General features: G+C 62.8%; 41 protein-coding genes, 1 tRNA gene and 1 pseudogene. 22 read left to right on the top strand and 21 right to left on the bottom strand.

Features of this window, described 5'->3' with window-relative positions; translation table 11 throughout:
* Nucleotides 1-40: 40 nt before the first annotated feature.
* Nucleotides 41-463, top strand: coding sequence for a DUF7674 family protein (locus AC1RZR_RS16530; RefSeq protein ID WP_477274212.1), 423 nt, complete (start codon nucleotides 41-43; stop codon nucleotides 461-463).
* 11 nt (nucleotides 464-474) lie between these two features.
* Here the strand turns inward: AC1RZR_RS16530 and AC1RZR_RS16525 are convergent, their stop codons facing one another.
* Entirely contained in the window at nucleotides 475-1047 is a 573-nt protein-coding gene (locus AC1RZR_RS16525; protein WP_477274210.1) for a hypothetical protein, read from the bottom strand.
* 380 nt (nucleotides 1048-1427) lie between these two features.
* Here AC1RZR_RS16525 and AC1RZR_RS16520 point away from each other — a divergent pair, with 380 nt between their 5' ends.
* Nucleotides 1428-1748 (top strand): YMGG-like glycine zipper-containing protein, encoded by a 321-nt coding sequence (locus AC1RZR_RS16520; protein WP_095091384.1) that lies wholly within the window; start codon nucleotides 1428-1430, stop codon nucleotides 1746-1748.
* Between the two features lie 155 nt (nucleotides 1749-1903).
* Here the strand turns inward: AC1RZR_RS16520 and AC1RZR_RS16515 are convergent, their stop codons facing one another.
* Nucleotides 1904-2224, bottom strand: a complete 321-nt coding sequence (locus tag AC1RZR_RS16515) for a Bbp19 family protein (protein ID WP_481828965.1) — start codon at nucleotides 2222-2224, stop codon at nucleotides 1904-1906.
* On the bottom strand, nucleotides 2221-3996 hold the full coding sequence (locus AC1RZR_RS16510) for a portal protein (RefSeq protein WP_481828964.1): 1776 nt from the start codon (nucleotides 3994-3996) through the stop codon (nucleotides 2221-2223). Before AC1RZR_RS16510 ends, AC1RZR_RS16515 begins: the two co-directional genes overlap by 4 nt.
* A gap of 104 nt (nucleotides 3997-4100) precedes the next feature.
* Here AC1RZR_RS16510 and AC1RZR_RS16505 point away from each other — a divergent pair, with 104 nt between their 5' ends.
* Nucleotides 4101-4718 (top strand): class I SAM-dependent methyltransferase, encoded by a 618-nt coding sequence (locus AC1RZR_RS16505; protein ID WP_481828963.1) that lies wholly within the window; start codon nucleotides 4101-4103, stop codon nucleotides 4716-4718.
* Between the two features lie 107 nt (nucleotides 4719-4825).
* On the opposite strand, the gene AC1RZR_RS16500 is transcribed toward AC1RZR_RS16505, so the two are convergent.
* Together AC1RZR_RS16500 and AC1RZR_RS16495 are read right to left on the bottom strand one after the other, a co-directional pair.
* Entirely contained in the window at nucleotides 4826-4951 is a 126-nt protein-coding gene (locus tag AC1RZR_RS16500) for a hypothetical protein (protein ID WP_481828962.1), read from the bottom strand.
* Complete coding sequence (locus AC1RZR_RS16495) at nucleotides 4920-5489, bottom strand: hypothetical protein (RefSeq protein WP_481828961.1); 570 nt, start codon at nucleotides 5487-5489, stop codon at nucleotides 4920-4922. Before AC1RZR_RS16495 ends, AC1RZR_RS16500 begins: the two co-directional genes overlap by 32 nt.
* Nucleotides 5490-5625: 136 nt before the next feature.
* Between AC1RZR_RS16495 and AC1RZR_RS16490 the strand changes: the two genes are divergently transcribed.
* Nucleotides 5626-5997: a nuclear transport factor 2 family protein gene (locus AC1RZR_RS16490; RefSeq protein ID WP_481828960.1), complete on the top strand. Its 372-nt coding sequence runs from the start codon at nucleotides 5626-5628 to the stop codon at nucleotides 5995-5997.
* Here AC1RZR_RS16490 and AC1RZR_RS16485 read toward each other — a convergent pair.
* From AC1RZR_RS16485 to AC1RZR_RS16475, 3 genes are read right to left on the bottom strand one after another with little or no spacing between them, the layout of a single operon-like run.
* On the bottom strand, nucleotides 5976-6200 hold the full coding sequence (locus AC1RZR_RS16485) for a hypothetical protein (RefSeq protein WP_477274198.1): 225 nt from the start codon (nucleotides 6198-6200) through the stop codon (nucleotides 5976-5978). The two genes, AC1RZR_RS16490 and AC1RZR_RS16485, sit on opposite strands and share 22 nt — an antisense overlap.
* Nucleotides 6201-6252: 52 nt before the next feature.
* Nucleotides 6253-6498, bottom strand: a complete 246-nt coding sequence (locus tag AC1RZR_RS16480; RefSeq protein ID WP_477274196.1) for a hypothetical protein — start codon at nucleotides 6496-6498, stop codon at nucleotides 6253-6255.
* 6 nt (nucleotides 6499-6504) lie between these two features.
* Nucleotides 6505-7260 carry a phage terminase large subunit family protein gene (locus AC1RZR_RS16475; protein WP_481828959.1) on the bottom strand — a complete coding sequence of 252 codons (756 nt, stop codon included), beginning with the start codon at nucleotides 7258-7260 and terminating at the stop codon, nucleotides 6505-6507.
* 286 nt (nucleotides 7261-7546) lie between these two features.
* Here AC1RZR_RS16475 and AC1RZR_RS16470 point away from each other — a divergent pair, with 286 nt between their 5' ends.
* On the top strand, nucleotides 7547-8368 hold the full coding sequence (locus tag AC1RZR_RS16470) for a HEAT repeat domain-containing protein (protein WP_481828958.1): 822 nt from the start codon (nucleotides 7547-7549) through the stop codon (nucleotides 8366-8368).
* A gap of 74 nt (nucleotides 8369-8442) precedes the next feature.
* On the opposite strand, the gene AC1RZR_RS16465 is transcribed toward AC1RZR_RS16470, so the two are convergent.
* The 3 genes from AC1RZR_RS16465 to AC1RZR_RS16455 are packed head-to-tail and all read right to left on the bottom strand — an operon-like array spanning nucleotide 8443 to nucleotide 9965.
* Nucleotides 8443-9099 (bottom strand): terminase large subunit domain-containing protein, encoded by a 657-nt coding sequence (locus AC1RZR_RS16465; protein ID WP_481829073.1) that lies wholly within the window; start codon nucleotides 9097-9099, stop codon nucleotides 8443-8445.
* Nucleotides 9077-9496: a hypothetical protein gene (locus AC1RZR_RS16460; protein WP_481828957.1), complete on the bottom strand. Its 420-nt coding sequence runs from the start codon at nucleotides 9494-9496 to the stop codon at nucleotides 9077-9079. Before AC1RZR_RS16460 ends, AC1RZR_RS16465 begins: the two co-directional genes overlap by 23 nt.
* Nucleotides 9489-9965, bottom strand: coding sequence for a hypothetical protein (locus AC1RZR_RS16455; RefSeq protein WP_481828956.1), 477 nt, complete (start codon nucleotides 9963-9965; stop codon nucleotides 9489-9491). The genes AC1RZR_RS16460 and AC1RZR_RS16455 overlap by 8 nt, the downstream gene beginning before the upstream one ends.
* Nucleotides 9966-10456: 491 nt before the next feature.
* On the opposite strand from AC1RZR_RS16455, the gene AC1RZR_RS16450 reads away from it, so the two are divergent.
* Nucleotides 10457-10726: a hypothetical protein gene (locus AC1RZR_RS16450; protein ID WP_481828955.1), complete on the top strand. Its 270-nt coding sequence runs from the start codon at nucleotides 10457-10459 to the stop codon at nucleotides 10724-10726.
* Nucleotides 10727-10845: 119 nt separating this feature from the next.
* Nucleotides 10846-11151, top strand: coding sequence for a hypothetical protein (locus AC1RZR_RS16445; protein ID WP_481828954.1), 306 nt, complete (start codon nucleotides 10846-10848; stop codon nucleotides 11149-11151).
* 18 nt (nucleotides 11152-11169) lie between these two features.
* Here AC1RZR_RS16445 and AC1RZR_RS16440 read toward each other — a convergent pair whose 3' ends face one another.
* The 3 genes and pseudogenes from AC1RZR_RS16440 to AC1RZR_RS16430 form a co-directional block, all read right to left on the bottom strand.
* Nucleotides 11170-11397, bottom strand: coding sequence for a hypothetical protein (locus AC1RZR_RS16440; protein ID WP_481828953.1), 228 nt, complete (start codon nucleotides 11395-11397; stop codon nucleotides 11170-11172).
* Nucleotides 11394-11609: a hypothetical protein gene (locus tag AC1RZR_RS16435; RefSeq protein ID WP_481828952.1), complete on the bottom strand. Its 216-nt coding sequence runs from the start codon at nucleotides 11607-11609 to the stop codon at nucleotides 11394-11396. The genes AC1RZR_RS16440 and AC1RZR_RS16435 overlap by 4 nt, the downstream gene beginning before the upstream one ends.
* Before the next feature lie 229 nt (nucleotides 11610-11838).
* Nucleotides 11839-12113 (bottom strand): annotated as a pseudogene (locus AC1RZR_RS16430) (DoxX family protein); the annotation flags it as partial.
* A gap of 95 nt (nucleotides 12114-12208) precedes the next feature.
* On the opposite strand from AC1RZR_RS16430, the gene AC1RZR_RS16425 reads away from it, so the two are divergent.
* Nucleotides 12209-12562: a hypothetical protein gene (locus AC1RZR_RS16425; RefSeq protein ID WP_477274184.1), complete on the top strand. Its 354-nt coding sequence runs from the start codon at nucleotides 12209-12211 to the stop codon at nucleotides 12560-12562.
* A gap of 58 nt (nucleotides 12563-12620) precedes the next feature.
* Here the strand turns inward: AC1RZR_RS16425 and AC1RZR_RS16420 are convergent, their stop codons facing one another.
* A complete protein-coding gene (locus tag AC1RZR_RS16420) occupies nucleotides 12621-13064 on the bottom strand; it encodes a DoxX family protein (protein WP_481828951.1) in 444 nt (147 codons plus the stop codon).
* Between the two features lie 198 nt (nucleotides 13065-13262).
* Between AC1RZR_RS16420 and AC1RZR_RS16415 the strand changes: the two genes are divergently transcribed.
* The 5 genes from AC1RZR_RS16415 to AC1RZR_RS16395 all read left to right on the top strand — a co-directional run bounded on the left by AC1RZR_RS16415 (nucleotide 13263) and on the right by AC1RZR_RS16395 (nucleotide 15180).
* Complete coding sequence (locus AC1RZR_RS16415; protein ID WP_481828950.1) at nucleotides 13263-13631, top strand: VOC family protein; 369 nt, start codon at nucleotides 13263-13265, stop codon at nucleotides 13629-13631.
* 169 nt (nucleotides 13632-13800) lie between these two features.
* Nucleotides 13801-13980, top strand: coding sequence for a DUF3606 domain-containing protein (locus AC1RZR_RS16410; RefSeq protein ID WP_481828949.1), 180 nt, complete (start codon nucleotides 13801-13803; stop codon nucleotides 13978-13980).
* A 131-nt stretch (nucleotides 13981-14111) separates the two neighbouring features.
* On the top strand, nucleotides 14112-14558 hold the full coding sequence (locus tag AC1RZR_RS16405) for a GFA family protein (RefSeq protein ID WP_481828948.1): 447 nt from the start codon (nucleotides 14112-14114) through the stop codon (nucleotides 14556-14558).
* A 125-nt stretch (nucleotides 14559-14683) separates the two neighbouring features.
* A complete protein-coding gene (locus AC1RZR_RS16400) occupies nucleotides 14684-14920 on the top strand; it encodes a DUF982 domain-containing protein (RefSeq protein ID WP_477274176.1) in 237 nt (78 codons plus the stop codon).
* A 14-nt stretch (nucleotides 14921-14934) separates the two neighbouring features.
* Nucleotides 14935-15180, top strand: coding sequence for a DUF982 domain-containing protein (locus AC1RZR_RS16395; protein ID WP_481828947.1), 246 nt, complete (start codon nucleotides 14935-14937; stop codon nucleotides 15178-15180).
* Nucleotides 15181-15255: 75 nt separating this feature from the next.
* On the opposite strand, the gene AC1RZR_RS16390 is transcribed toward AC1RZR_RS16395, so the two are convergent.
* The 3 genes from AC1RZR_RS16390 to AC1RZR_RS16380 all read right to left on the bottom strand — a co-directional run bounded on the left by AC1RZR_RS16390 (nucleotide 15256) and on the right by AC1RZR_RS16380 (nucleotide 17000).
* Nucleotides 15256-15390, bottom strand: coding sequence for a hypothetical protein (locus AC1RZR_RS16390; protein WP_481828946.1), 135 nt, complete (start codon nucleotides 15388-15390; stop codon nucleotides 15256-15258).
* A 77-nt stretch (nucleotides 15391-15467) separates the two neighbouring features.
* On the bottom strand, nucleotides 15468-15764 hold the full coding sequence (locus tag AC1RZR_RS16385) for a hypothetical protein (protein ID WP_481828945.1): 297 nt from the start codon (nucleotides 15762-15764) through the stop codon (nucleotides 15468-15470).
* A 171-nt stretch (nucleotides 15765-15935) separates the two neighbouring features.
* Nucleotides 15936-17000, bottom strand: coding sequence for a PAS domain S-box protein (locus AC1RZR_RS16380; RefSeq protein ID WP_481828944.1), 1065 nt, complete (start codon nucleotides 16998-17000; stop codon nucleotides 15936-15938).
* A gap of 470 nt (nucleotides 17001-17470) precedes the next feature.
* On the opposite strand from AC1RZR_RS16380, the gene AC1RZR_RS16375 reads away from it, so the two are divergent.
* From AC1RZR_RS16375 to AC1RZR_RS16365, 3 genes are all read left to right on the top strand, one after another.
* Nucleotides 17471-17764, top strand: coding sequence for a hypothetical protein (locus AC1RZR_RS16375; RefSeq protein WP_477274166.1), 294 nt, complete (start codon nucleotides 17471-17473; stop codon nucleotides 17762-17764).
* A 133-nt stretch (nucleotides 17765-17897) separates the two neighbouring features.
* Nucleotides 17898-18188: a hypothetical protein gene (locus AC1RZR_RS16370; protein ID WP_477274164.1), complete on the top strand. Its 291-nt coding sequence runs from the start codon at nucleotides 17898-17900 to the stop codon at nucleotides 18186-18188.
* Between the two features lie 103 nt (nucleotides 18189-18291).
* Nucleotides 18292-18365 (top strand) — tRNA-Gln (locus AC1RZR_RS16365).
* Between the two features lie 122 nt (nucleotides 18366-18487).
* Here AC1RZR_RS16365 and AC1RZR_RS16360 read toward each other — a convergent pair.
* On the bottom strand, nucleotides 18488-18697 hold the full coding sequence (locus tag AC1RZR_RS16360) for a hypothetical protein (RefSeq protein ID WP_481828943.1): 210 nt from the start codon (nucleotides 18695-18697) through the stop codon (nucleotides 18488-18490).
* 918 nt (nucleotides 18698-19615) lie between these two features.
* Here AC1RZR_RS16360 and AC1RZR_RS16355 point away from each other — a divergent pair.
* The 4 genes from AC1RZR_RS16355 to AC1RZR_RS16340 all read left to right on the top strand — a co-directional run bounded on the left by AC1RZR_RS16355 (nucleotide 19616) and on the right by AC1RZR_RS16340 (nucleotide 22337).
* A complete protein-coding gene (locus AC1RZR_RS16355; protein WP_477274993.1) occupies nucleotides 19616-20152 on the top strand; it encodes a DnaJ domain-containing protein in 537 nt (178 codons plus the stop codon).
* Nucleotides 20153-20418: 266 nt separating this feature from the next.
* The gene (locus tag AC1RZR_RS16350; RefSeq protein ID WP_477274160.1) at nucleotides 20419-20622 is read left to right on the top strand and encodes a hypothetical protein; all 204 of its coding nucleotides are present in this window, start codon (nucleotides 20419-20421) and stop codon (nucleotides 20620-20622) included.
* A gap of 270 nt (nucleotides 20623-20892) precedes the next feature.
* Entirely contained in the window at nucleotides 20893-21099 is a 207-nt protein-coding gene (locus AC1RZR_RS16345; RefSeq protein ID WP_477274158.1) for a hypothetical protein, read from the top strand.
* Nucleotides 21100-21506: 407 nt separating this feature from the next.
* Nucleotides 21507-22337 (top strand): hypothetical protein, encoded by an 831-nt coding sequence (locus AC1RZR_RS16340; RefSeq protein WP_379098926.1) that lies wholly within the window; start codon nucleotides 21507-21509, stop codon nucleotides 22335-22337.
* Nucleotides 22338-22573: 236 nt separating this feature from the next.
* Here the strand turns inward: AC1RZR_RS16340 and AC1RZR_RS16335 are convergent, their stop codons facing one another.
* Nucleotides 22574-22813: a hypothetical protein gene (locus AC1RZR_RS16335; RefSeq protein ID WP_379098929.1), complete on the bottom strand. Its 240-nt coding sequence runs from the start codon at nucleotides 22811-22813 to the stop codon at nucleotides 22574-22576.
* Between the two features lie 270 nt (nucleotides 22814-23083).
* Between AC1RZR_RS16335 and AC1RZR_RS16330 the strand changes: the two genes are divergently transcribed.
* Nucleotides 23084-23383: a hypothetical protein gene (locus AC1RZR_RS16330; protein WP_481828942.1), complete on the top strand. Its 300-nt coding sequence runs from the start codon at nucleotides 23084-23086 to the stop codon at nucleotides 23381-23383.
* 500 nt (nucleotides 23384-23883) lie between these two features.
* On the opposite strand, the gene AC1RZR_RS16325 is transcribed toward AC1RZR_RS16330, so the two are convergent.
* On the bottom strand, nucleotides 23884-24057 hold the full coding sequence (locus tag AC1RZR_RS16325) for a hypothetical protein (protein WP_477274153.1): 174 nt from the start codon (nucleotides 24055-24057) through the stop codon (nucleotides 23884-23886).
* A gap of 1056 nt (nucleotides 24058-25113) precedes the next feature.
* On the opposite strand from AC1RZR_RS16325, the gene AC1RZR_RS16320 reads away from it, so the two are divergent.
* Nucleotides 25114-25413, top strand: a complete 300-nt coding sequence (locus tag AC1RZR_RS16320) for a DUF1236 domain-containing protein (RefSeq protein WP_477278645.1) — start codon at nucleotides 25114-25116, stop codon at nucleotides 25411-25413.
* Nucleotides 25414-25551 lie beyond the last annotated feature (138 nt).

The following is a 25551-nucleotide window of genomic DNA, read 5'->3' as shown; positions in this document are numbered from 1 at the left end:
GTAGAGCTGTCACCCCAGTGGCTTCGGGCGAAAAGGTGACGTGACCGACAAGAACGAACCCACAGATTTCACGTTCGACCGCTCGAACATGTTCGAGCGGCTCCTGCAGGTCGATCCGTCGTTTCACGGCGCATGGGAAAAATTCCGAGAGGGTTGGCGCGATGGCGGGGAGCAACCGCTGTACCTTGCCTTGTCAGAGCTGGCGCTCCACCTCATCCGCAACCTCGAGGCTGGTGAGACAGACCGGTTCGGCGGGATTTTCGGGGTCGTCGAACGCTGGATCATCGAAGGCAATCCCTATGTGCGGGATGCGGCGATCGTCGGATTGCTCGAGGATCTGCAGAACAAGAGCCTGCATCACACTACGAACCCCGACGACTTCAAGCGATGGCTGCAACCACAGTCGAGTATCTGGTGGACGAAAGTCGACGCATTCTGGGCTGACGGAAGGCCGCTGGCCTAAGGCCGGTCAGCTCAAATATTATCCCCCCAGTTCTCCCAGAGCAGCGTGATCGTGCCGGTCATTGCCAGCGTCCCGTCGGCGTCGATGTCGGTGCCGGTGGCGAAGGCAAGGTTGAGATAGAGATCGATCGGCGTCGCGGTGCCGTCCAGCGTCGCTGCCGCCGCGATATCGGCGGTCGAGGCGGTGGAGAGTGCCGCACCGGCGCCGTCCAGCGTGCGGGCGGTGGAGGCGAGCACATTGACCATGGTCGTGGCCAGCGTCGCGCTCGATGCCGGCGCCGAGCCGAGCGACCAGGTCAGTGCGGCATTGTCGTTGATGGTCGAAGCGCGGGGGCTGAGCACAGCGAACTGCAGCCGCGCCGTGCCGCCCTTAATGCGCACCTTGCCGTCGGTGAAGTCGAAGATCTTCTGGCTGGCATAGGCCTGTGCATCGGTGACCGGCACCATCATGGCATTGAACGAAAAGACGGTGCGGAAGGCGCCGCCCTGCCCTGATGTGACGGCCTTCAGGCCGGCTTTCGGTGGGGCAAGGCCGGCCTCGCGGGCGGCGGCGCGGACAAGTGTGCGGGGAAGACCTCGGGTCATTGGCATGTCTCCATTGTTTGAGTGGTGCGCGCAGCGCATGGGAAGCCAATTGCTTGGCTTTCCAAACGACGAACGGTGAAAGTCCGGTCGGCCTTCGGGCGGATTGAAAGGTCCAATGGACCTTTCAAAGGACTTGAACGCCCGAAGGGCTGGGAGCGATAGCGGAAGGCCCGGCGCAGCCAGGCCGAACCGTCAAAGGCTGAATCATTTTGACAAGGAGCCGAGCTAGCGCCTTGTTCGCATGAGGTGTTTTCGGCGCTCGGCCCATCAACGCCCGAGAAACCCTGTCTTATATCGTGAGGCCTGGTGCCCCTGTTCCGCCGCATTGCGGCGGCACGTGGCGAGCCATAGGGATTTCAGGCATTCAAGGGAGACCGCATATGAACTTTCACAAAGCCATTGCCGCCGTGCTGATGACCGCAGCACTTGCAGGCTGCGCACAGACCGAAGGCCAGCAGAGAGCCGGAACCGGCGCGCTTATCGGCGGCGCCGGCGGCGCCCTCGTCGGCCAGGCCATTGGCGGCAACACCAAGAGCACGGTCATCGGCGCGGCCAGCGGCGCCCTGCTCGGCGCGGTTGTCGGCTCGGCCACCACCCCGCAACCGCAACGCCGCGGCGAACAGATGTGCCGCTACCAGGACCGCGACGGCCGCATCTACACCGCGCCCTGCGACGACCGGTATTACAACGGCGATTATTGAGCGTTAGCCCCCTTCTCCCCGTTCAACGGGAGAAGGTCCCGGCAGGGGGATGAGGGGCAACGCAACGTTCTGGAATGCTGTCACCGCCCCTCACCTGCCTGCCGGCATCCTCTCCCCCTAGAACGGGGAGAGGGACGCAGTTCGAACGCCCCTACCTACTCCTCCGCCCGCGCGGCCTTCTCCAGCGCCAGCAGCTGCGCCTCGTCCAGCGTCAGAAACCCCATGATGTGCTGCACCACCTCGGCGCGTGCATTGCTGAGCGCACTGTGCAGTTCGAAGCCGCTGGGCGTGCGGGTCCGCGCCATCCACTCGCCATAGGACGGGCGGCGGTAGTAGCCTGTCGTCGCCGCGAGGTCGGCCAGCACCATCTCGCCGTCCTCGCCTGAAAACACCCTGAGATACGCCCTGGCCAGCGCCTCTCGCGCCTTGGCCGGGCCGCCGGCCTGGCCGGAATGGGCAAAGCGTTTCCGGCTCATGCGCCGCCACCCGCTGGATCCTGACCGGTTGGCAACCCTTGCCCGCCTTGGCCCGGCGCGGCCTGCCCCTGCAGCATGCCTTGCAGCCCGTCGAGCAGGCCGCTGTCGCGCGCCTGCACGGCCGCCGGCACGGCATCCCTGGCCGCCTTGCCGGCGGTGGCGATCGCCGCCATGCCGGCCTGGGCCTGGCTTGCCTTGGCGCGGGCATCGCGCAGGCCGTCGACCTCCGCCTTGCGGCGGAAGATGCGCTGCGGGCTGCGGCCGGCGCCCTGCACGATCTTGATCGCCTCGTCGCCGTCGATATTGTCCATCACGCCGGGGTCGAACTGCGCCATCTGCATGGCCGTCGTCACCACCTGGATGGTGTCGCGCGCTTCGGCCGCGCGGCGCAGCACGTCGAGCGGGCCGGTGAAGGTCGGCCGCACCGCCTTGCCGGCCAGGCTCGCCGGCGGCAGGAAGCGGCTATCCTCGTCATACAGCCCCTTGTCCTCCAAAATGCCGAGTTCGCGGTCGAGATTGGTGGCAAAGCCCGCCTGGATGATCGAGCCCGACGGCCCGAGCAGCGCGCCCTTTTCCTCCTGCCTTATCAGCGCTTCTGTCGCCGTCATCTGCGGGTTCTGCACCAGCGTCTGGAACAGATTGACGAACATCATGTCGCGGATCTCGTCGGCGCGGCTCTGCGCGTAGTTGAAGGCATAGGTCGGGTTCTGCCCTGTCGAGATCGGCGCGATCAGCGGCCTGCCATTGTCGTCGATCAGACCGGGATAGTTCTCGCCCGGGTTGAGCACCGGCACATAGTCGAGCCGGGCCTTCGAGGCGGTGGCCGGATCGGTGATCTGCTGCAGCGCGCGCAGGCCGGAGCGGCGCACGGCATTCTCCTCGCGCACCGTCGTTAGAGCTTCTATGGTCGGCGAGATGCCGTAGGGGTCGCCCTCGTAGCGGCGCCAGTTGAAGGTCGACACCGGGAAGGTGCGAAAGCCGCTCTCCCTGACGATCTCCTCCTCGTCCTCGATGACATGGTAGGAGGCGAACGCCGTGTCGAGATACCGGGTGTGGCCGCCCTGCCGATACATCTTGCGCTCGTCGCGCGGCTGGATGCACTGGACCAGCGAGATCTTGGTCTCGCATTTGGCCGGATCGTCGACCAGCAGCTTGATGCGCGCCGGCAGCTTTTCATAGCCGAGCAGCTGCGCCGCCTGCCGCGCCGTGCGCTCGTAGCGGCGGTGAAAGATGTCGACCTGGCCCCAGCGGTTGCGCGAGAGATAGCCTTCGACCACGGGGATCGAGGCATAGCGGATCAGCGTCGAGCCGAACCCTTCCTCGGCATAGAGATAGGCCGGCCCATAGCGCACGACATTGCGCAGGCAGGCCTGCGTCGCCGGCACAAAGTTCGAATTGGCGGAATAGCGCAGCGCAAACAGGAAATCGCGCAAGCCTTCCGCCCACTCCTTTTCCTCGTCGGTCTCCTCGTCATTCATCTCGGCGGTCGACAGCCCATGCCATTTTTCCGACTGCGGGATGATCAGGCTTTCCAGCCCGGCAGCGAGCCGGTTGGCGGCCGAGTTGATGGTGTTGGCGTAGACGCGGGCACCCCGCCGCTCCTGCCGCTCGGCCTGCGAGTCCTGGCCACCACTGCGGCGGCCACTCCAGATGTCGGGCGCATCGGGGTCGCAGAACTCCGCCACCTGCTCCCACACCGCCTCATACTGGCTGCGCTCGCTCTCGAGCTCGGACTGGCGGGACAGGATATCGCGGGCACGGGAATCGGTCATGTCAGATCTCACTGGTTTGGCGCGACGGCATCGCGACCATTGTCATTCTTTTGCGCGGTTCTCGGTCTAGGAAGGTCTGGCGGCGGGTTTTGGAGGAGGTCGATGTGACGACGACAAGCCTTGCCGGCACCCTGAAAAACCGCGGCAAACAGGTGGCGAAGCGGCTGCTTGGCTATGATTCGCGCAACTGGCTGCGCATCCGCCAGATCGAGGCGTTCACCGTGTTCCTTGAAGCGGGAAATCGCAAAGCCGCCGACGTGATCGAGATCTCGCCCGGCTGGAACCGCTACTGGCGGGCGATGTGCCCGAACTACCGGTCGGTCGATTTCCCCGCCTTCGACATCTGCAACGACCGCACCGACGAGCAATATTCCATCGTCATCGCCGACCAGGTGCTGGAACATGTGCGGCGGCCGCAGGCCGCGGTGCAGAACATCCATGCCATGACCCGGTCCGGCGGCTGGGCGATGGTGGCGACACCCTTCCTGTTTCGGGTCCACGCCAGGCCGCACGACTACAACAGGTGGACCCCCGCCGGCCTCAAGCAATTGATGGTCGAGGGCGGCTTCGCCGAAGCCAACGTCAAGGTCCATGGCTGGGGCAACAAGGCCTGCGCCAAGGCCCACATCGGCGGGCCGGTGCGTGCCTATGGCCTGTGGCGGGATCTCAGCAACGACGAGGAATACCCGCTGATGGTCTGGGCGTTCGCGAAGAAGGCGTGAGAGGTGGAAGCTGCCAATCACCGCCGCTTCGCCAGCCTTGCATGCCTTCGCCAATACCACCATACCAGCACCCGCTTGCGAAAACTGCGCTTCATCGCGGTCATGGTCTAAAGCCCCAGCAGCACGCGGCGCCGGCCGGTGATATCGCCGGGCGCGAGGTCGGTCTTGATGGTGCTCAGCGTTCCCTGCCGCTGCTCGAGCTCAGCCCGCAGCGCTGCTTCCCGCGCCTGCACGTCCTTGTCCTCGGCCGTCGGCGTCGGCGGCAGCGGCTTTAGTTCCGGTGGTTTTTGAAACAGGCACATGGGTCCAGCCTTCTCTTGTCCAGTCGTAGAGGAAAAAATCTTCGCCGTTTTTGCCGTAGCCCGGCAGCAGGCAGCGCTGTGTGGCGCCGAGCCGGACGAGCCAGCGCAGCGCCATTTCATTGGCGGCGAGCGCGCGGGCCTCGACCCGCCAGGCGCCGCGCGCCGCGACCTCGCGGGCGAGCACCGCGTGAAAGAATTCCGTGATCCCAGGCACGCAGCGCTTCATCCGGCGCGTGCCCCAGCTCCAGGCGATCCACAACCCGCTACGCTGTTCGGCAGCACCAAAGCCGGCCTCCGGGTTGCCGTCGAGCTCTGCGACATAGGCAAATCCCTGCAGCGCCGTCAGCGCCAGCACTGCCGGCGACCACTGGTCGAGCTGGCAGTCGATCTCGGCGCGGTCTTCCCCGCGCAGATTGGCGGCGATGTAGGAGAGATCGCGCAAGGTGGCGGGGATGATGCGGACGGTCATGAGCAGGCCAGAGCGATGGGGTGCGCTTGCCGTTTTCGGGCGGAGTCTCGAAGGCCCGCGCACTTGACCGGCCGCCTCGCCAGTGACCTACTTCGGACATCGCGGCCTATCGGTTATCCCTGGAGGAGACGGGCGAATGGACATTCGAGCGACACTGACGGAGCTAAGCGACGCCTTCAACGCCCATGATCTCGATCGCATCATGGCGTTGTTTGCCGACGATTGCGTCCTGGAGATGCCGAGGGGGAGCAAGCCCTGGGGAACGCGTTGCGAGGGCAAGCGCAGCGTACGCGAGGCGCTGGCGACACGTTTTGAAGGCTTGCCCGATGTCCACTACGGCCACGCCGAGCATTTTGTGGATGCGGCTGCCAGTACCGGCATCTCGAAATGGACCCTCACCGGCACCACCCCCGAGGGTGTGAAAAAGGAAGTCCAGGGTTGCGACTTCTACACGTTTCGCGACGGCAAGGTAATCCGCAAGGATTCCTATTGGAAGATCGTGGAGTAACCCACGGCGTCAATTCGAGACATCGCAGCACTTCGGTCTCGACGCGGATACCTGCGAGCTGCGTCAGCACCGGCGAACCACGCGTCGAACTGGCAGTCGATCTCGGCCTGGTCTTCAGGGCGGAGGTTGGCGGAGATGGAGTTGAGGTCGCGCAAGGTGGCGGGGACGATACGGATGGTCATCAGGCGGCCGAGCCATGGCATTGGCCTTCCTTGAGGCATGGAGCAAGGCTGCGCTCGGCTTACATGCGCAGTATCAAGACTCGGCAGCCGCTGCGGATTGTATCGCGAGAGCCGCGTCGATCAGTTGTTTGAACTCACCCAGTTCCATCGGGTAATATTCATAGTTTACGCCAGCTATCGCGGCCAGCACAACGTACTGGCGGCCCTTGCCGTCCCGTTTCAGGCGCAGCGACATCGTGCAAGAGTTGAAAAGATCATTACGCCCCCCGATCCACGAACATTTATAACCCTTTTCGGTTTTGCGGGGATCGATCTTCAACTTATTTCACCTGAACGCCCCCAGCGGATCGCTCTGCCCCGCCGGCCTTCTCGCCGCCCTGAACTCAGCCGGATCGACCACCGCCTCCCGCAGCATCATCACGCCGTAGCGTGTCGCCGCCATCAGATCGTCGCGCAGTTTCACCACCTGGCCATCCCTGCGGTGATAGAGCCGAAACTCCTCGAACCAGGGGGCAAGCGTCGAGAACACCTTGAAGCGGCCGGATTGCATGCGGTCGAGCATCTCCATCAGCCCGGCCTCGACCGAGACCGAACCGTCCGGGAATTGCGCGTGGCGGGCCAGCATGTTCAGCCCGTGTGCCGCATACTGCCTGGCGAGCGCCACGCCCGCCCCTTCCAGCGTTTCGCGGCGGCCGTCGCGCGGCCACGCCCAGGGCAGCCATTCACCCCACGGTTTCAGGGTCAGCGTCTGCATCGCCGGCGTCTGCTGCGAAGCGCGGCAGGCCTTTGCGACATAGACGACATCGGCCTCCGTATCCCAGGCGACCTCGACCGCGGCCGACGGATGGTCCCAGCCGAAATCCAGCGCGCCGATGCGCGGCCAGTAGCGCGGCAGCCGGAACGGCTCGCAGGCAATCAGTTCCTCCGCCACCGGAAAAATGCGCCCGGACCCCAGCACCGGAATGCCGCGCGCACGCGCCTCGCGCTCGTGCGCCGGATAGGCGGCAACGATCGCAGCGCGCTCTTGGCGGGTATAGTGCTCGGCATCGTCGATGGTCATGAAGGTGACGTGACGGCTCATGGCGTGCCTCGGAAAGCGTGGGTTCCTCGCCCCCGTGAAGCGGGGGAGAGGCGGCGCGGCGAAGCCGCGACGGAGAGGGGGATGCGCCGGCTGAACGGAAGATGGGAACTCTATGTCGTAAAACCAGAATGGAAGATCAGAAGGATCAACCAAAGCTGGCCCACTCATCTTTTCCTTCACACTTTTATGCGGTAAGCCTTCCCTGCATCGGCGACATCGATGCGTCTCGGGCTGGTGCATTCTGCGCGGCCTGTACTCTACGCGGGTGGGAAAGCCACTCTTTGCCATGACAGATATATTCGACGCGATGCGCTTGTCCGCCGAGGACAGCGAGGTTGCTCATCTTTTTTTCAGCGAAGGTGGCAAGATCCTGCTGCCGCTCGGCAAATCGACAAATGCCATGCCAGGTCAGGAGATGCTGGAGCGGTTGCTATCGCCCTCCTATGACCACGATGACGGACTTGCCAACGACTTTCTTGGTGAACTTGGCAAGACGGTTCCGCTGGAAAGCCTGCGTCTCCTGCTCACATCCGCCAATGCTCAGACGCGAGCGGCGGGCGCGTTTCTTGCCACGTTCCAAAACCAGAACATCAGTTCGATGGTGGGCGAACTGGCTGCGTTGCTGGTGGATAGCAACCCGCGCACGCGCTTCGATGCCGTAGAGTGCATCTTGCGGTGCAGCACACGCAACGATGGCGACTCCCTGGCGCGAGCGTTGCTTGCTCTCGATGACGAGCATCACGGTGTGCGCACAGGAGCCGTCATGTTCGTGCGCTTTGCAAAGGACTGGCAGTTGAAGCTTGCGCGCCAGCACGCGGCATTGCTCAGGCCGCAAACGCCGTTTTCTGCGATAGCCGATATTTCCGGGCAACGGCGAGACGATGCATCAGGCATGATCCGTGCGATGCTCGACCATTCCGAGCCGGTGGTGCGGCGTTACGGCATTGGGCTGGCCAGCCGGGCCAGGTTGGTGGTCGTTGATGCCTTCGTCAAATGGGCTCAGGCGTCCGCCGATCCTGAAATCAGCAAACTGGCAACGGACTGCATCGAGCACAACCAGATATCGCGCCATGCTGTCTGGCATTCATCACTACCGGCAATCGCCTGAGCTACCGCTGACCGGGCGATAAGTGCGAATGTGACGCCCCATCCCAATGGCTGCGGGATGGGGCGAGGAGCTTCTCACCCCTTCGCCAGTCCCTCCACCTCTTCCGCCGACAAAAACAACAGCACCACATCCGACATGCCGAGTAGCGGTGTAAACGTGACGATGGTGATGCCGGCTGTCGCATTGGTGCGGGTCAGGCCTTCGGAATAGATGTCGAGCGGCGGCTCCTCGTCGAACCAGACGCCGTGCAGCGTCTCGCCCTGCCATTTCTCGCGGCCCTTCTCGAAACTCTTGAACGACAGCACCGATTCATCGGCCTGCACGTCGCCGCCGCCACCCCAGCGCACCACGACGCTGTCGAGCGCGCCCGGCGCGCCGCGCCCCATCGTGGTCTGCAAAATAGCGTCGGCCGGGATCATGCCGGTGCCCCAGGCCGCCTGCTGCTGCGGCGGACCGACCAGCACGCGCTGCGGGTTGTCGCGCGTGCCTTCGCCGGTCACACCTGCCGCCCACAGCCGAACCGCGCTGTCGAAAACCTTGCCTTGCCACCAGGAGGGATAGCGGCCGGTCAGGTGCATGGCCCATTCCGCCCCGCCGGCCCGGGTCTTGCCGAGCTGGTTACCGGCCATGAACAGCCGTTCGCGGTTTTGCGCGCCGGCGGCATGGAATTCCGCTTGCCTGGCATAGGGCCGGTAGGCGGCGAGCAGGTTAGTCCTGCGCCGTCGGTCCAGTTCCGCCAGCAGCGCCAGATATTCGGTCTTCGCTGCCGAGGTCTTCGAGGAACGGCTTGAGGACGGCTTCGAGGCTGCGGATACGGCTGCGGATCTCGTCATCGCTCAAGCCGTCCAGTTGGTTGATCGAAACATGCAAATCCTTGGGCAGCACCGAAAGCACGATCTTCAGATACTGGTCCGGCTTGTCGGCACGCACCTCGGCGATGACGCCGGCGCCATGGGTGCGGAAATCGGCGCGCACCGCAGCCAGGAAATCATCGCCCAGCGTTTTTTTGGTCCGCTTCGGGCGCGGCTTCCGCACGGCGACCGCGCTGGCGGCGGGCTTGGCGGCGGGCGTCGCCGTCCGGCTTTTCCGCGATGGCTGGACCGGCCTGGCCGGCGGCTTCTCAGCCATGCCCGGCCTCCGCTGGCTTCGCTGCGGATTTCACGGTCCTGGATTTCGAGCGGGCGGATTTTTTCGTCCTGGATTTCGCCGCCCTGGATTTCAATTGGGTGGCGCGCTTGCGCGGCTTGCTGGCCGCCCGTGCCGACTTTGCCTCAGCCTTGGCCTCTGTCGCGCCGGCCGGTCTTGCCGCTTCGGAGCGCCCCGCGCCGGAACCCGCCGCACCGGATTGGCCGGCAAGGCGCAGCATCAGCCGTGCCGCCCCTATCCCCCTGTCGCTGCTACCCAGCGATCCCTGGGCAAAACCAAAACCGCCAACCGCATCGACCGGACCGCCACACAGCATGCCGATCAGCACGCCGGGCGCCACCTGCTCGACCCGGCCCAGACGGGCCGGCGGCGCGGCGCCCTCGAATTCGCCAATGGCGCTGACGACCTCGCGGCCGTCATCGTCGGTGATGATGGTGGCGTAGCGGACCATGGGAATTCTCGCGGATTTCGGGGATGGGTCGTCAGGCCGAAAGACAGCGTTCCGTCACGCCGGCATTTCAATGTCGGCACAAGGCCGCTTCGCTTGATGGATCATCAGAAACACAAAACCCGCCTCGGCGGCGGGTCGTTGGCGCAAATCAGCACCATGGACAAATATGTAGCATAGCTGCCCTCACCCAGTCAACGATTTTCTGAGAAAAAATTCCTATCCGTCTTTTTCGGTCACCGCGCCGACGGGGTAAGCGGCATCGCCCAAGGGCTGCGGCAAAAACAAAAAAACCCGCCTGCGCGGCGGGCCTGGAGGTCATTGGCACAAATCAGCACCATGGCCAAATCAATAGCACAGTTGCCCTCACCGGACAACTTAATCGGCACGGATCGGCGGGCTTTTCGGGCCGGCTGGCCATTGGCCGGCATCTGTGAGACCGTTAGCTGAAGCTCATGGAATGATTCCCGTCACGGCCTTTGTGGGAGAGGACGATGGACAGACCAGCCATGGCATCCGTGTTCAGGATGCGGCATGCTCCTGCCTCGGTTTCCGGTGTGCGCAGCACCGGCCAGGGCCAGGCCGATCCGATCATCCGCGTGCGCTCGCTGGGCGAAGCGATCCGCTTCGTCGCCCACGCTTTCCCGCAATACGACATCAGTGCCGTCGCCATCGCCTGCGGCGACCCTTCGATCCCGCGCCTCGGCGGCCTGGAGGTGAAAGCGCTGTGGCGCGAGTATGGCGAGCGCTGGGGCGAGGAGTAGGCCATTTGCCCGTGGCCCAGGCACGGTCCGGCCATCCCGGCCGAAACCGATTCCGGGCCGCCCGCCGGAGCGGAAACGCCGCTCGCGCGTTTCGACAATAGCCACGGGAGCAAATCGCCATGAATGTCGCCAACCTGCAACTCGAAGGCCTGCTGATGGCCGTCGCATCGATCAACCACCTGCTGGTTCAAAAGGGGGTGCTGACGGCAGAGGAAATAGACCTGGCCTTGCGCAAGGCCGAGGCCGGCGAAACCAGCCAGGAGCGATCCGAAGGCATGTCCGCGTCAAGCCGTGACGCCGTCAGCTTTCCAATACGGCTGCTGGAACTCGCCAATCAGTGCCAGCCGGAGGCCGACATGCCCTCCTTTTCGAAGCTCGCCCGCATGGTCGGCCAGATTAAGGAACCCTACAACGACCAGATGTGAGGGTGCCAAAGGGGGCCTTCACATCACATGGATCATCTCAAGCGCCAGCACGAGCATGTCTCCGTCGCGATCGAGATTGAACGTGGCGGTTACATCGCTCCAGTAGCCATCGAGCGGCATGTCGAACCAGACCGAGATGAATGGTTCGCCATCGGGCAGCGTATCGCGGTCGACCTCGTGCCTGGGCCATGGATTGTTGAGCGGTTCAGTGCCGGGATGATAACTGGCCGAAGCCAGTGGCGTCACCCTGTGAACCCGCTCAGCGGGTTCGGGGTGGCCATATCCCGCATCGTCCTTTGCAACAAATCGGCAGTCCAGCCCGGCGCACGGATCATGGTCAGCGCGCCCTCATAGTCCTCGGCGGCCAGCGTGTCGCTCCACCTGCGAACAACCGTGAGGATATCCTCGTCGGAGGCGTCCTGGGCAAAACGCACCATCGCCGTGTTCGTGTCGGACATGGCATCCCCTCCGGTCGGAGCGCAGCGTGCCAGCTTATCTGCCGAATGCAAGGCGGCGAATCTTTCTGACACTATGTCAAAGGTTATAGACGCAAGACTTTAGCTTGCCCTAATGTAGCTTGGTGCTGTCCTGGGGGGTAGTGGGCAGGCAAGCATGGGGCCGTCGTTTGTGGGAAAACGACGGCCTACCTGCGACCGGCCAGCTGGCGTGCTTCCACAGGCCCCTCGCTTACGCCCTGCCCGGCCATCCCAAATTCAGCGAAAGCACCCGGCCCGACCCATGCACCGCCGCGAACAGCAGTCCGGCCATGAACGAAAGATGGTCGACGAAGAAGCCGAACTCGGCCTGGTTGCCGGCCCAGTGGCTGGGCCGTGGAAGGAGAAGCCGAGGAACAGCACATAGGCGGCAGCGATCAGGGCTGCCGGCCTGAAGAAGGCGCCGGTCAGGAAGCACAACACCAGGGCGGCCTCCAACCGCGCCGCGCACCAGGCCAGGAACAGCGGATGGACCAACCATTTTACCTGCATGACCTCTCCAGCATCTTGCCTGTGTCACATAGTTTTGCTTGGCTCCAATGCAGTTGATTTCGGGGGGACACATGAGATTTGAATCGCGCTTTGGCGCCTTGTTGCTTGGCGCCGTAATGCTCGCCGGCTGCACAACCGTCAGCGAGGGCGAGTTCAACAACGCCCAGGCCGTCGTCAGCGGCAGCCCGGCGATCAAGGCCAAAGTCATCAGGGAGTGCATTGCGAGCCAGGCTTCACTGCCGCTGGCCGAGAGAAAAACCGTCGCCGAAGTTGCCAATGTCAGCCTGGAACGCTTGCCGGCAACGTTTTGCAATCGCCTTTGGAATGCCGTCGCCAGAGGACGCATAACCTATGCCGACTACCGCAATCTCTCGTCGTCATCGGCCGACAGCAGCAAGGTGATCAAAATCCTGCAGGGCCGCTAGCCGACCTTCGGCCCGGCCAGAGTGCACTAGCCGCCTGGCTCGGGCCGCATGCCCTTGCCTACGCCCTGCCCGGCCATCCCAAATTCAGCGAAAGCACCTTGCCCGGGCCGTGCACCGCCGCGAACAGCAGTCCGGCCATGAACGAAAAATGGTCGACGAAGAAGCCGAACTCGGCCTGGTTGCCGGCCCAGTGGCTGGGGCCGTGGAAGGAGAAGCCGAGGAACAGCACATAGGCGGCGGCGATCAGGGCTGCCGGCGTGAAGAAGGCTCCGGTCAGGAAGCACAGCACCAGGGCGGCCTCCAGCAGCGCCGCGCACCAGGCCAGGAACAGCGGAAACGGAAAGCCGGCGGCGGCGATGTAGCCGGCGGTGGCGCCCATGCCCATGAACTTGAAACTCACGGCCATCAGGAAGACGCCAGCGAAGATCAGGCGGGCAATGAGAAGGGCCGCGGTCTGCCACGGCGCCTGAATGGTCTGCGACTGAGTGATTTGCGACGACATGTCGTTCTCCAGGGTTGCAATGGGCTCCGACCCAAGGACGCGCGACCCCGGGCAAGTCCGACATCGGGCCCGAAAGTTTTTGCCCGGTTCGCGGCACGCCTCGCAACAGCCGGTTTTCCAAAGCAGGCGCCCGAACCTTGCCGCGGCCCGTCCCGGCGGCTATTTCTCGCAGGCGGGGCTTGATGGAGGAGCCTGCGGATGGCGACATTCCGGTATCTCGTCAGCGACGTCGATCTGTCGATCGCGTTTTATACGAAGCATCTGGGCTTCGCCTTGCAGCAGCAATTCGGCCCGGCGATGGCAATCCTGACGCGCGGCGACCTCACACTCTGGCTCGCCGGTCCAATGGCTTCGGCTGCGAGACCAATGCCGGATGGCCGGACCCCGGAGCCGGGCGGGTGGAACCGCATTGTGCTGGAAGTCAGGGATCTTCCCGCACTGGCTGCAGCCATGCGCGAGGGCGGCGCATCGTTTCGCAACGAGATCGTAGACGGCCCGGGCGGGCAGCAGATTCTTTGCGAAGACCCGTCCGGTAACGTCGTTGAACTCTTTGAACCGCGCGCCTGACCCCGAAACGGCATCGATTTTCAGGATCGATGAGGCGCCGGCGCGGCCGGCGCGGCGTTATTCTCGTGCCGGTGGAACCCGCAGCGCCGATCTGTGTTATGTCCTGTTGATCGTGGACTCGGGCGCCGACGGCTGCGCGTTTCCCCGGCAACAGAAAGCGAGGCCTGAAATGGCTGACGACAAGTCGAAGACAAAGCTGGACCGCAAGCTGGTTTCGAGCGAGGAGCCCTACGAGGTCGCTGCCTTTGCCCGGAAATATGGGCTACCGCCAAGCGAGGCGCAGACCATCATCAAGCGCTATGGACCATCGCGCAAGAAGCTCGATGCCTATATGGCGGCCCGCGGCTAGGGCATCCCGACGGGATCGGGATGGGCTCTGTCCTGGACGAGCCGATGCGGCTCTGTCCTGGACGAGCATCCGTCCCGCCCGGCCCCCAGCGCCAAGGCTGTGCCACAGGCTGACAAGACGGAGGTCGCATCATGTCCGACACCATACGCAGGACCGGCAGCTGCCTGTGCGGCGGCGTGCAGTTCACGGTCAACGGAGCACCGCTCAGAATCGGCCTGTGCCACTGCAAGGACTGCCGCAAGGCCGGCGGCTCGGTCTATTCGGCCTATGCCATCTGGCCGCGCGAGGCGTTCGAGGCGACCGGCATCGTCAGCACCTATGGCACGCGCAGCTTTTGCCCGACCTGCGGCGGCCGCGTCGCCTTCCTCAGTGACGACGAGGCCGAGGTGACGATCGGCAGCCTCGATGTCGCACCAACCGATGATCTCGTACCCGAATATGAGTTGTGGACCAGCAGGCGCGAGACGTGGCTGCATGCCTTGCCCGGCGCCGAGCAGTTCGAGCATGACCGGCCAACGGCGCACAACGCTGAATTGGCCGAACCGAGGCCGTTGTCGGATGCCGTCGCAGGCAGCTGAAATTTGATCGTTCAGGCAGGGAACCCTGCCCTGTTGCCGACGTTGTCGGACGCCCGCTTGTTGCGCTGTCGTCCAAAACCGCTGCGCACTTTTGGGTGACATGCACCATGTCATGGAGACGACCGTTGAACGACAAGATGTTTCCCCGACCGATCCGGCTGAAATTTGCCCCCGAGCGCGAGCGCGTGGTGCGCAGCGCGTGGGAGGGCCTGGAGTGTCTCGGCGACTGGCCGTCGGGCCAGGGCCGCAGGTATCGGGCGGCGTTGCGCAGCTGCCGGGATGCACTGGATGGCTGGACGCCGCCGCAAAAGGCGATGCAGGCGATGATCGACGCCGCGCGCGAAGCGAAATTCCTCCAATAGTCAGGAACCGGGACATGACCGAGCTGATGCTGTCGACGCCGATGCGGATCAGGCCGCATGGCTCGGACACGATCCGCGACCTCACCACGCTGCAGGATGCCAGCGAGATCCTGATCGACTGGCCGCAGGCCAAGCGTGGCGCCTTCTATCAGGCCGCGCGCGAACAGGTCGAGGCCGCGCTGGAAAACAAGGCCGGTGCTGCCCAGGCACAGGAGGCTTTCGCTGCCCTGTGCAACCACGCCGGCGTGCTGGTTCGGTAGATACTCCTCAGACGATAAAGGACAGGCGAGGCATCCCTGCCTCGCCTGTCCTTCATCGTGCGAAATCGTTTCTGATTATTGCCCGGAACCGTCGGCCTGTACGACCGGGTGGGAGGTCTCGAAGCCAAAACTCTTCGGCGCCATCAGCATCAGGGCGATGACAATGGCGATCGAGGCAAGAAACATGGCAGTGCCGGCGATATCTCTCACGGATCTCTTCCTTCGGTTCGAAGTCGTGACAGAAACGTTTCTGACAAAGCGTGGTTCCTGCCTGGCTGCCGCGCCGTCTACTGCGCCGGCGGCTGGGCCGGCACGTCACCCGGTTTGATGACCGGTGTCTTGCCTTCATCCGGAGCCGGCGTCGCCATCTCCTGGTCGCCGGTAGCGGGCGGTTTCAGCACGCCGCCGCAATCAATGAGCGTGTCCGTCAGATTGTCGCCGCCAGGCTGCTGTTTTGCGTCTTGCTCCGTCTGCACCCGGCATTTGTCGGCCTGCGGCGCTTCCTGCTGCTGGTCCGTCTGGGCCGCGGCCGGCACAGCCAGCGTCAGCATCAGACCGAATGGCACGATGGCGAGGGTTCTCATCTCGGCCTCCTTCTTCCCTTCCCTTCACAGGGACAACGCCCGTCGACGGAAAAGGTTGGCCACTTCCGCCGGCCGTGCCGGGCACAGGACCACACGGAAAAGGTTGGCCGCTTCCGCCCGGCCGTGCCGGGTAGCCACCCAGTCATTGTGAGATTTCGAGCCGGCAGACCCTCAAGGGCCGAAAGACGGCTCGGCGGCAGCCATTTCGGTGCCGAGCTGGGGCACGATGATCGAGTCCAGCGGCGCCGTAAGTGACCAGCTGACATGGCCCGGGCTGCGCTCCAGAACCGCCGAGCCGTTCAGCGATTGCGGCGCGACGCGCTGCAGGACCACGGTGCCAAAACCCTTGCGCGTGCTTTCGTCCCGCCGGTCGCCTTCATGCACCGGCATCGTCTCGTCCCAGACGAGATGGATGTCCCGCCTGCCCGAAGCGCCGGTGGCGATCTGCCAGGTGATCTCGAGCCGCCCGGCCTCGCACGCCAGCGCGCCATATTTGGAAGAGTTGGTGCCGAGCTCATGAAATGCCATGCCGAGATTTTGCACGGCGTTCGGCTGCAAGGTCAGCAGCGGTCCGGACAGCGACACCTGTTCCTCGTGGCCGAACGGCTTGAGCTGCTCCTGGATGAGGTCGAAGAGGCTGGCGCCCGCCCATTCCGAGTTCACCAGCAGGTCGTGCGACCGCGACAGCGCCATGATGCGGGAGCGGATGAGGTCTTCGAATTCGCGCGGTTCGGTCGAGCGCTTGCTGGTTTCCCTGACCATCGACAGGATCACCGCGAACTGGTTCTTAACGCGATGGTTCACCTCCCGCAGCAACAGCCTGATCCGGCGCTCGCTCTCCTTGGTCGCGGTGATGTCGCGGGCGATCTTCGAAGCGCCGATGATCTCGCCCACCGCATTTCTGATCGGCGAGACGGTCAGCGACACCGCAATGATCCCGCCATCCTTGCGTCGCCGGATCGTCTCGTAACTGGCCACCATTTCGCCATTGCGAACCCGGCCGATGATATCGGCCTCTTCATCCCTGAGATGATCGGGAATGAGCATCAGCACCGATCGGCCGACAGCCTCCTCTGCAGTGTAGCCGAACATGCGCTGCGCCGCCCCGTTCCAACTGGTGATGACGCTGTTCAGATCCTTGCTGATGATGGCGTCGAAGGACGAATCGACGATCGCCGCCAGCCTGGCGTCGGCAGTGATTCCGATCAGAGCATTGATGCTCGTCAATCCTGTCATGTCCCACCTTCCCCCATCCCGTCGCCTTCAGGGCCGGCGTGACAGATTCCGCCCATGCCCAGCAATGCGTGGTGGCGCATTTGGTTGCAATGGGCGCGCGGCATTCCGCACCTGCGGTCGAGAGGACTTCGAAGAACCCGAACCCGGCTTCAGGATCCGTTCGGTTTGGGAGTGGTCTCGTCCGGGGCGTCAGGCGGAGGATCGGCATCGGGCTCGCGTTGCGGGCAGTCCTCGTAGCGGTGGTCGCGACCGCCGCAATAGGAACAGCACATGGCCTCGCGATCCTCGTTTCCGGGTGGCCATTGCGGAGTCTCGTAGGGCTTCCTGCCGTCCATTCCCAGCAATGCGCGACGCGGCATTTGGTTGCGCCGCAAGAAGACGGCCGGCTGGCTGTTGCAGAACCGCTGGCCGGAATGCGAGTTTCGCGTGACAAGCTCACTCGACATTCGCGAAACACCGAGGTAACCGCCATGCCCATCCGCCGCCTTGCCTTGACGACAACAGCGATCCTGCTCGCCGCGACCGGCCTCGCCAACGCCCGGCCCGACACCCGCACCATGGATTGCCAGCAGCTTCGGCAGCTGATCCTGAGCCGCCACGCCGTGGTGCTGACCACCGGCCCCAACACCTATGACCGCTATGTCAGGCAATTCGGCATCGAATGCGACTGGCCGGAAGTGCCGATGTCGGCCTATGTTCCGACCCGTGACGGCCGCTGCCCGGTCTACCGCTGCGACCAGCCGATCGGCGATCTCCCGGATTGATGGCGGCGGCTTGCCGCCCATGGCCGTCGCCAGTTGCCTGTCGCACGAGGATCGCGCTGTTGCGAACCGCTGGCCGGGATGCGAGTTTCGCCTGACACGTTTGCGTGGTACGTGAAACGCTGAGGTAACCGTCATGCCCATCCGCCGAACTGCCTTGACGACAGCAGCAATGCTGCTTGCCGCGACCGGCCTCACTGAGGCCCGGCCCGACACCCGCACGATGAGCTGCCAGCAGCTCCAGCAACTGATCCAGAGCCGCCGCGCCGTGGTGCTGACCACCGGCCCCAACACCTATGACCGCTATGTCAGGCAATTCGGCAACGAATGCGACTGGCCCCACGTGCCGATGTCGGCCTATGTCCCGACCCGTGACGGCCGCTGCCCGGTCTACAAGTGCGACGAGCCGGTTGGCCGTATCCCGTGACGTCGGCTTGCCGCCAATGGCCGATCGCCGGTTGCCGATCGCAGGAAGATCGCGTTGATCCCGGCGCGCGAACCGGCTAGGGGTGTCGGCGCAGGTAGCATTATCCCGCTTCGTCTAATGGTAGGACAGCGCCCTTTGAAGGCGTGAATCGTGGTTCGAGCCCATGAGCGGGAACCAGCCAAAGCAACCGCCAAGGCATTTCCGGTCGCCTTTGGTCGAATATCCATCGAATAAACGGGCGCGACATGCGGGCTGACGCCGACGGCAATGCCGATCACGTCGGCGGGCGCTTCTGGCCTTCAGGTCCGGACGGCATCGGGCTTCTTTCGCTTCAGGAGAGTTACAAGCACGGTCCGCATTGACGAGTGCTCCGCGCTATCAAGCTCAACAATCCAATCAGCATTGCGCTTGTGCCAAGGGAACTTCGCGTTTCGCAATGCCTGCAGAAATGCCGTCGGATCAACACCAACGGTCCGAGCCATATCGGCAGCGTTTGTCAGCTTGGCCATGATGTCTCCTATGCTTTCCGCTAGCATAGAGGCGTTTGCACAAGTCGGGCAAAGAAATCGGCCGTCTCCGCAAATTTCGCACGACCTGAGATCACTGGGGAAGCGAGATGTGTGGACCATCGCTACTGTGCAGGCGCCACATTCCGGTTTGAGCAATCAGGGTTTGACCATTCCGCACACGGAGAGGGAGCATCGCCAACACTGCCATAACGTTCCACGAGTTTTGCGAATCCGTAGGCGAAGGCGCAAAGAAGTGCCAGGACAATCGCTATTCTGCCGGCCATATCGGACTGTAGCAGGTAGAGGGCGCAGCAGGCATCATCAAAAGCGACGAGATGCAGGCGCGACTGCGGACTGCATCATTTTAATGCAATCCCCAATTGGTAGACTCGCGCGATGCACCGGCAGTTAGTAGCCCCTCCGCGGGCCAGAGGAGGGAAAACGCCTGCGGAACAGGAGGAAGCGATGTCTGGGCAAAAGGAAGACTATCGAACGAACCGAGCCGACTATGCGATCGCTGCGAAGCATGGAGCGGATGGCGCTCGCGAAGAGCTGCTGGCAAGAAAAAAGATGTCCCTGTGGCTGAGAGACCGGCGATCCGCCAGATTGGCCGCAAACCCCACGGAAAGCAGGCCAGGACCGAAAGCCAGACCGCGCGGCGAATAGCGCCGCTGGCGGCCTCGATCGCGGCGTCTATCCTTGGCTCGCGCCGCCAGCCACCCGTTTTTGGCATTTGACGGCACCGGATTTGTGATCTTAGGTCCAAGGACCATGGTCCAGCTTGCGACTGGGCGGCAACAGGCGCACTCTAGGAATGAACCCGACGACAAGGGCCTGGACCGCAAATCTTTAGCGGCCAGGCCCTTTGTCTTGACGAACGCGTTGCCGCCTAATAGCGACGTTGGGGGGAGCACCGATTTGTTCATTGACTACTACGAACTTCTGGAAATCAGCCCGAACGCCAACTCGGAAACGATAGAACGGATATTTCGTTATTTTGCCATGCGCTATCATCCCGACAATCGGGACACCGGCGACGAATCCCGCTTCAGCGAAATCATAGATGCCCACAATACGCTCAAAGATCCGGTCAAGCGCGCGCAGTACGACATTCAGTATAAAGATAATTTGAATATTCGCCGCGAGCTGACCGAGGAAGCCAGCAACACCAAAGGCGTCGAACGGGATGTCGTCATTCAGGCCAAACTGCTCGCGCTGCTTTATGTCAAACGCCGACAAGACGTCAACAATCCTGGTATTGGCGATTCAGAAATCGAACGCCTGGCAGGCTGTCCACGTGAACATCTGGAGTTTCATCTTTGGTATCTGAAAGCAAAAGGCTGGATATCAAGGATCGAAAACGGGATGTACGCGATCACCGTGGAAGGTATCGATCGCGCCAACAACGAACATCGTCGTGATATCACCACCAGACTGCTGGACCATACAAGCTGAAGTTGGCCACTGTACGACGCCGTCGAAGTGCCTCGTGCATCCCAGCGCTTCACTGAGGCCGCGGGCCAACGTCACAAAGGCCCGGCAGGGCGGGCAATGCGAAGCGGTCTTTTAGCGACGGCGAAACCAAGGCCGCTCTTGCGCGTTGAGGCTCATCCAGCATGGGAGCTCAGGGAATGGATCCGGCAACCGCGGCAGTGATGCTTTTGCTTTCGTGCAGCCCGGGACAGGCTGCCATATGCAGACCCGTCGATATGGCGCCGACAATGTACACGTCGCTTGATCAGTGCCAGGCGTCACTGGCGCACAGGCTGGCAAGCTCTCCCAACGGCGAAATCGTCGGAAGGTGCAAGTCGATCGACCCCAACGTCACCGCATCGCTGCCAGCGCAATACACGACGGTCGTGGTCAAGCGAGGCATTGGCCAAGGCACCGTGACGAGCTATCTCGTGCCACGCGCGACGCAATGAAAAGAGCCGGCGCCCGATGCCCGTGGGCAACAGGCCGCGCTGAAAACAATCTTGCAAAGGCAAGACTGGGCAGGCGGCATCATCGATGATGCGGCAGCTCGCCGGGGCAGCCCCAATGCCCTCCCCAGCGAGCCTGTTGCTCCCGAACATGGAGCAACTGCTGCTCTATACGAACTCAAGCGCCAATAAGTTTCAGCTGCAGCCATTCTGAAACCATTTCGCTGACCCTGCGTTGACGACCGGGGCACCCGTCAGACCCAGGAGACATCCATGACCGTCAACTGCCGCATCTCGATCGACAACCGGCCGGAAGCCACCGATGCCGTTTTCCAGGCTGTTCCCCGGATCGGCGAAAGCGTTTCCCTGTCGATCAACGGAAATGCGCAGGACCTGCGGGTATCGCGTGTCGTGCATGTCACGAATGGCGCGCCGGAAGGCGCGGCGATCGTCGTCGAAGTGACGACCAACATCCTGTAAAGCCGGGAACAGCCGGGTTTCACAAAATGGCTTCGCCTCGAGGTAGATCCAGAATGAGCGCAATTGGCCGGGAGCAGACAGTCCGCTCCTAGGTTCTCAGGCCATCGATCCGGCTGCAGTTCTGATCTGCCGATGTTGCTTTTGATCGATCCAGTGACCACCGCGGCCTCTGCCGAATTGCATCAAGTCCGAGCCGGAGATGAAGAAGAACGGAGCCACCGCCGCACCGCTGTCTGCGTCCGTGGGTCTGGACGGATCACTTCATGCGCAATATGGATGGGATGTGGTCTGACGCGGCGCCGCCAAGGCAGTCGATGAAGACGTTGGTTCAATGACGCTGCGCCGAACGGTTTGGCCTTTCGATTTGCCGCCGCACTCGCAAAAGTGTCGATATCGGGGGATTGGTCATGAGCGACAACAGGCCAGACGTTACCAAGGATTGGCAAGCGACGCAGGGCCAGAAGTCTTCCGCGACGCGGCTGCGCCTTTTCGCTGTGCTCTGCTGGATCGTAGCCATTGGCGGCGAGATCGCCGGGATCTACCTGTTCTACCAGCACAAGTTCGACCACGGCAACATGCCGCTGCTGATCGGCTTGCTGGTCGGAATCGCGGTCTTTGCGATCGTCGGCAACTTGCTGTGGAAGGCGGCCAATAGGCACGATCCGGCCCGCGCATCCGACACGGCCAGATTCTTCTTCCAAAACCAGCTCGGCGCGATCATCACGCTGATTGCCTTCCTCCCCCTGGTTTTCCTGATATTGACCGACAAGAACATGGATCCGCAGACGAAGAAGGTTGCCGGCGGTTTGGGCGCAGCCCTTGCCGTGCTCGCGACGCTGATCGGGGTCAGCTACCAACCTCCGTCGGTCGAGCAATACACCCAGGACATGAACGTGTGCGCGACCCAGATTAAGACGGGGCAGCCAACCACAGCCTGTTCGCCCGACGTCGCCGCCCAGGCGCAAGAGATCTCCACGGACTCCGCCGCGGTAACGGCCGCTACGAAGGACGCCAATCACCCCGCCGGTCAGGATGTTGTTTACTGGATCGCGCCGGAAAATGGCGCCAAAAAGTCCACGGAGCCGCATGTTTTTCACCTCTGCGCAGCCGTGAGTCCGCTGAAAGACAAGACCGTGAACAGCGGCTCCGTGACCGAAGCCTATGCGCAGAACGCCATCCGCATTACGAAGCAGATCGAGATGGAACAGAAGCAGTGTGGGTTCACAGTTTCGCAATAGACCTGCCCACGTTCTATTGCGCCCAGCATGGGTAGGAGCCCCTTATCTGGCCTCTATCCTTAGCGCAGTCAGCGTCTCGGGCGTAATCGTGCCGGTTAAACGCTTCAATGTCCGATATGAGGCACAAAGCGTCCGTTCCTTCAGCGCGCGAAACTGAACGGATCCGTCTCAAAAGGCGACCCATTGCCGGCGGACGATCCATGCTGGCGACCGGGCCACCGCCAGCCAGCCATCATTTATTCCTTGCCGCCGTCGGCGATCCCGTTGCCGTCGGTGGGCAGGATTCCAAAATCCTGCGACTTGACCCCCTGCTCCGCCGTCAGGAACCCGTCCGACGCCAGACCGCGCCGCAGCAGTTCCCTCACCGCTGCCGAACGGCTCGGCATGCGCTTGTCGTATCGCCAGTTTTCCAGCGCGGCCAGTTCGTCGGCCGTCAGCATGATCTGCAGTCGTTCGGGGCGTTCCAGTTCAGCCATGGCGCTTCCTCGCTCAGGACTAAGAATACGTCGAGTTAGTATCTCACTCACTCGGCTTATAATTAGGATAACCCCCATAATGCGTCAAGACCCTGCGATGCGTGAACGCCGCATCCCACACATGATGCGGATCAAGCGCCGGCCACACATTTGTGTAACTATTCTAACTAACTGATTTAATTAGATATTTTGCAGATTTTACTTGCCATTGACCGGCCGCCGGTGCATGCTTCCATTTGACTAGAAAACCGATCGCTTAGGGAGGTTTCGATGCGGTACGATTACTCGGCGCAGCTGCGCGATGACGTCAGTTCAGCGGTCCACACAGCATTCGCGACGGCGGGCATCGTCAACATCACGGTGGTGGCGGAGCAGGTCAGGATCAGGAATCTGGCCGAGAATGTCGCTCTTGAGGACATTGAACATCTGGTCCTGCAGGCGGCACAACTCGTTGGCGCGGCAATCGAATTCGACGGCCTGGCCAGTCTGTTCGTGGATGGCCTGGCTGACGATGACGGCGAGCGCGCGATCGCCCCGCTCGATCTGCCTCACCCGGTTTCGATCCAATAGGCAGACAAACGGTGGCTGGCTGTGAGCGCTGGCGCAATTCGACCATGTCCGGGATGGCGGCGCTCACGAAACGGCCGCGACATTAACCACGTCGCCCATGGGCATGGACCCGGAACGGGCGTCGAACGTTTCCCATCCATGGAAAACCACCTGCACAGATTTTATTGTCACGTCCAGACGGGCGGAACCTGGGCGGTCTGGGATCGTACGACCAATGCTCCGGCGAGCCTCGGAGGGCGGGACCTGCTCGGTTGCACAGCCCAGCGAGCCAACGCCGCGGAAGGCGTGCTGACGCGGATCTATGACAACGGATTGGATGCGCTTGCCGTTCGCATCTCAGGGATAGCGAATTCGCGATCCAACTGACGCCACCGAGCCACGGGTTACTGTGGTGGCCAAACGGCACCCCACCTCCCGTGCGATCGTCTCGATCCAGACCCGTGTCGCCGATCTCTTGACGGCGATGCCCGTCGCTATTCCGCGTCGCTCATACCCACAACCTAATCGGTTCCCGATGGTGCGTTGCCGGTCGCCTGCGGCTCGTTCTTTTGGGCAAGTCGCTGTTCCCTTAGCCTGGCCGTCTTGGCTTCCCTGGCTTTGCGCTCACCATCCAATATCAGTTTGCTCTCGCGGTCCGCTCTTTCGATCTTTTCGCGATCGACGCGTCGTCTCATGACAGCCTCCTTGGTCTGACGGCCAAGAAATTACCGGCGTGAGGAAATGTTCCCGAGAAATCTTCGAGCGCTGTTGAGGGAAGCTTGCCGCCGTGCTGGCCGAACTATTAGAGCGTGCTGCGGTACAGAATTTCTCTGCGATGGAAGGCCGGCCGCCCATTTGCGAAGCGACCGTCCTTGCCCCAGCCGCAGCGACACGGCGCGGCCGTCGGGTCGAGTCCAACCCAGGCTCCGCCTAGTTGCTAGAACCGAAGCACGATCCCGGCCCGCCTGCGGTAGCACCGGACGCGCCGGCGACCATGTCGCCAGTACCTACGGCAGACCCTTCTCCAGCCCCGCCGGCGGTGGTGGCGGCGGTAATAGGGGTCGTAATAGGGGTCGTGGTAGCGCCGATGGTAGACCGGCTCCACTTCCGCCTGAGTACCTTCATCATCGAAGGTCGGTGAGTCTGGCGCGTCGAGTTCATCGAGAATGCCGCTGGCCCCTGGAACGCCGGCCACTGCGTTGATAGGCCGAACCGCGCTTGCAAAGGCCGCGGCCCCTGCAATGCCAAACATTGCTGTCAAGAAGGATCGCCGATCCATAGAAAGCCTCCCAGTGTTACACAACTCTAATGTTACCAACTCTTAAGGCGCGCGGCCGGGAAAGGCAGGCTTTGCGCCCGGTACAATTGGGTTCGCCAACCGCCGTGCGGCTCGCGAACCCTATCAGCACAGGAAGGGACGTAGCTGCGCCGATCTGCAAAAATGTCAGCCAAGCACTATTCCGACCACGAGAAAGATGACGGCGGTCCCGAATAGCGGTGCGAGCAACCAGCGTGCCTGGCTAACACTTCTATCCATCTGATTCCTCCGAGCTTTCCGGAGAAACAATAACCGTCAGCGCATGCTGTTCCACTCAAGGGCACGCATAAGACCATTGCGTTTTGCGATCAGACTTAAGCCCTACGCGCTGCCAGACCGAAGCCCCAACCCCGGAACGTTTGAGGTTATCCCAAGTTCGGCTTGGAGGTCGGCTTAGGATGTCGTGGTGCGCCGGCCGCAAGAGGAGAAAGTCATGAAAATGCATCTTACGGGCGCTGCTGCGGCGTTGTTGCTCTTCGCTGGTGTCGGCGCGGTCGCTGCTGAGGAGGTGATCATCACGCCTGAGCAGGATACGGTCATCCATGAGTATGTGAAGAAGCAGCCTTTGGCATCGGTAAAGGTTCCCGGCGTGGAACTCAATATCGGCACAGCGCTGCCCGACACTGTCGAGCTGCATGAAGTGCCCGACGTCAAATACCGCTATGTCGTAATCGACAATCGGACGGTTCTCGTGGAACCCGGCACTCGCAAGATTATCAAGGTCTATGACTGACCACACCTGTGGCTGCAGCCCGCCGCCTATGTGGTGGCGGGCTCCCCGCCGACGCCAGTTCAAGGGTGAAAGCCAGCTAGGCGCGCGCCGGCCATGCTTTCGCCACCCGGTCGAAGTCTAATTGATATCGTCTGACCC

The sequence above is a fragment of the Mesorhizobium bavaricum genome (assembly GCF_056781655.1).
The sequence above is the reverse complement of the archived record's forward strand: the minus strand, read 5'-3'. Positions and strand labels throughout refer to the sequence as shown.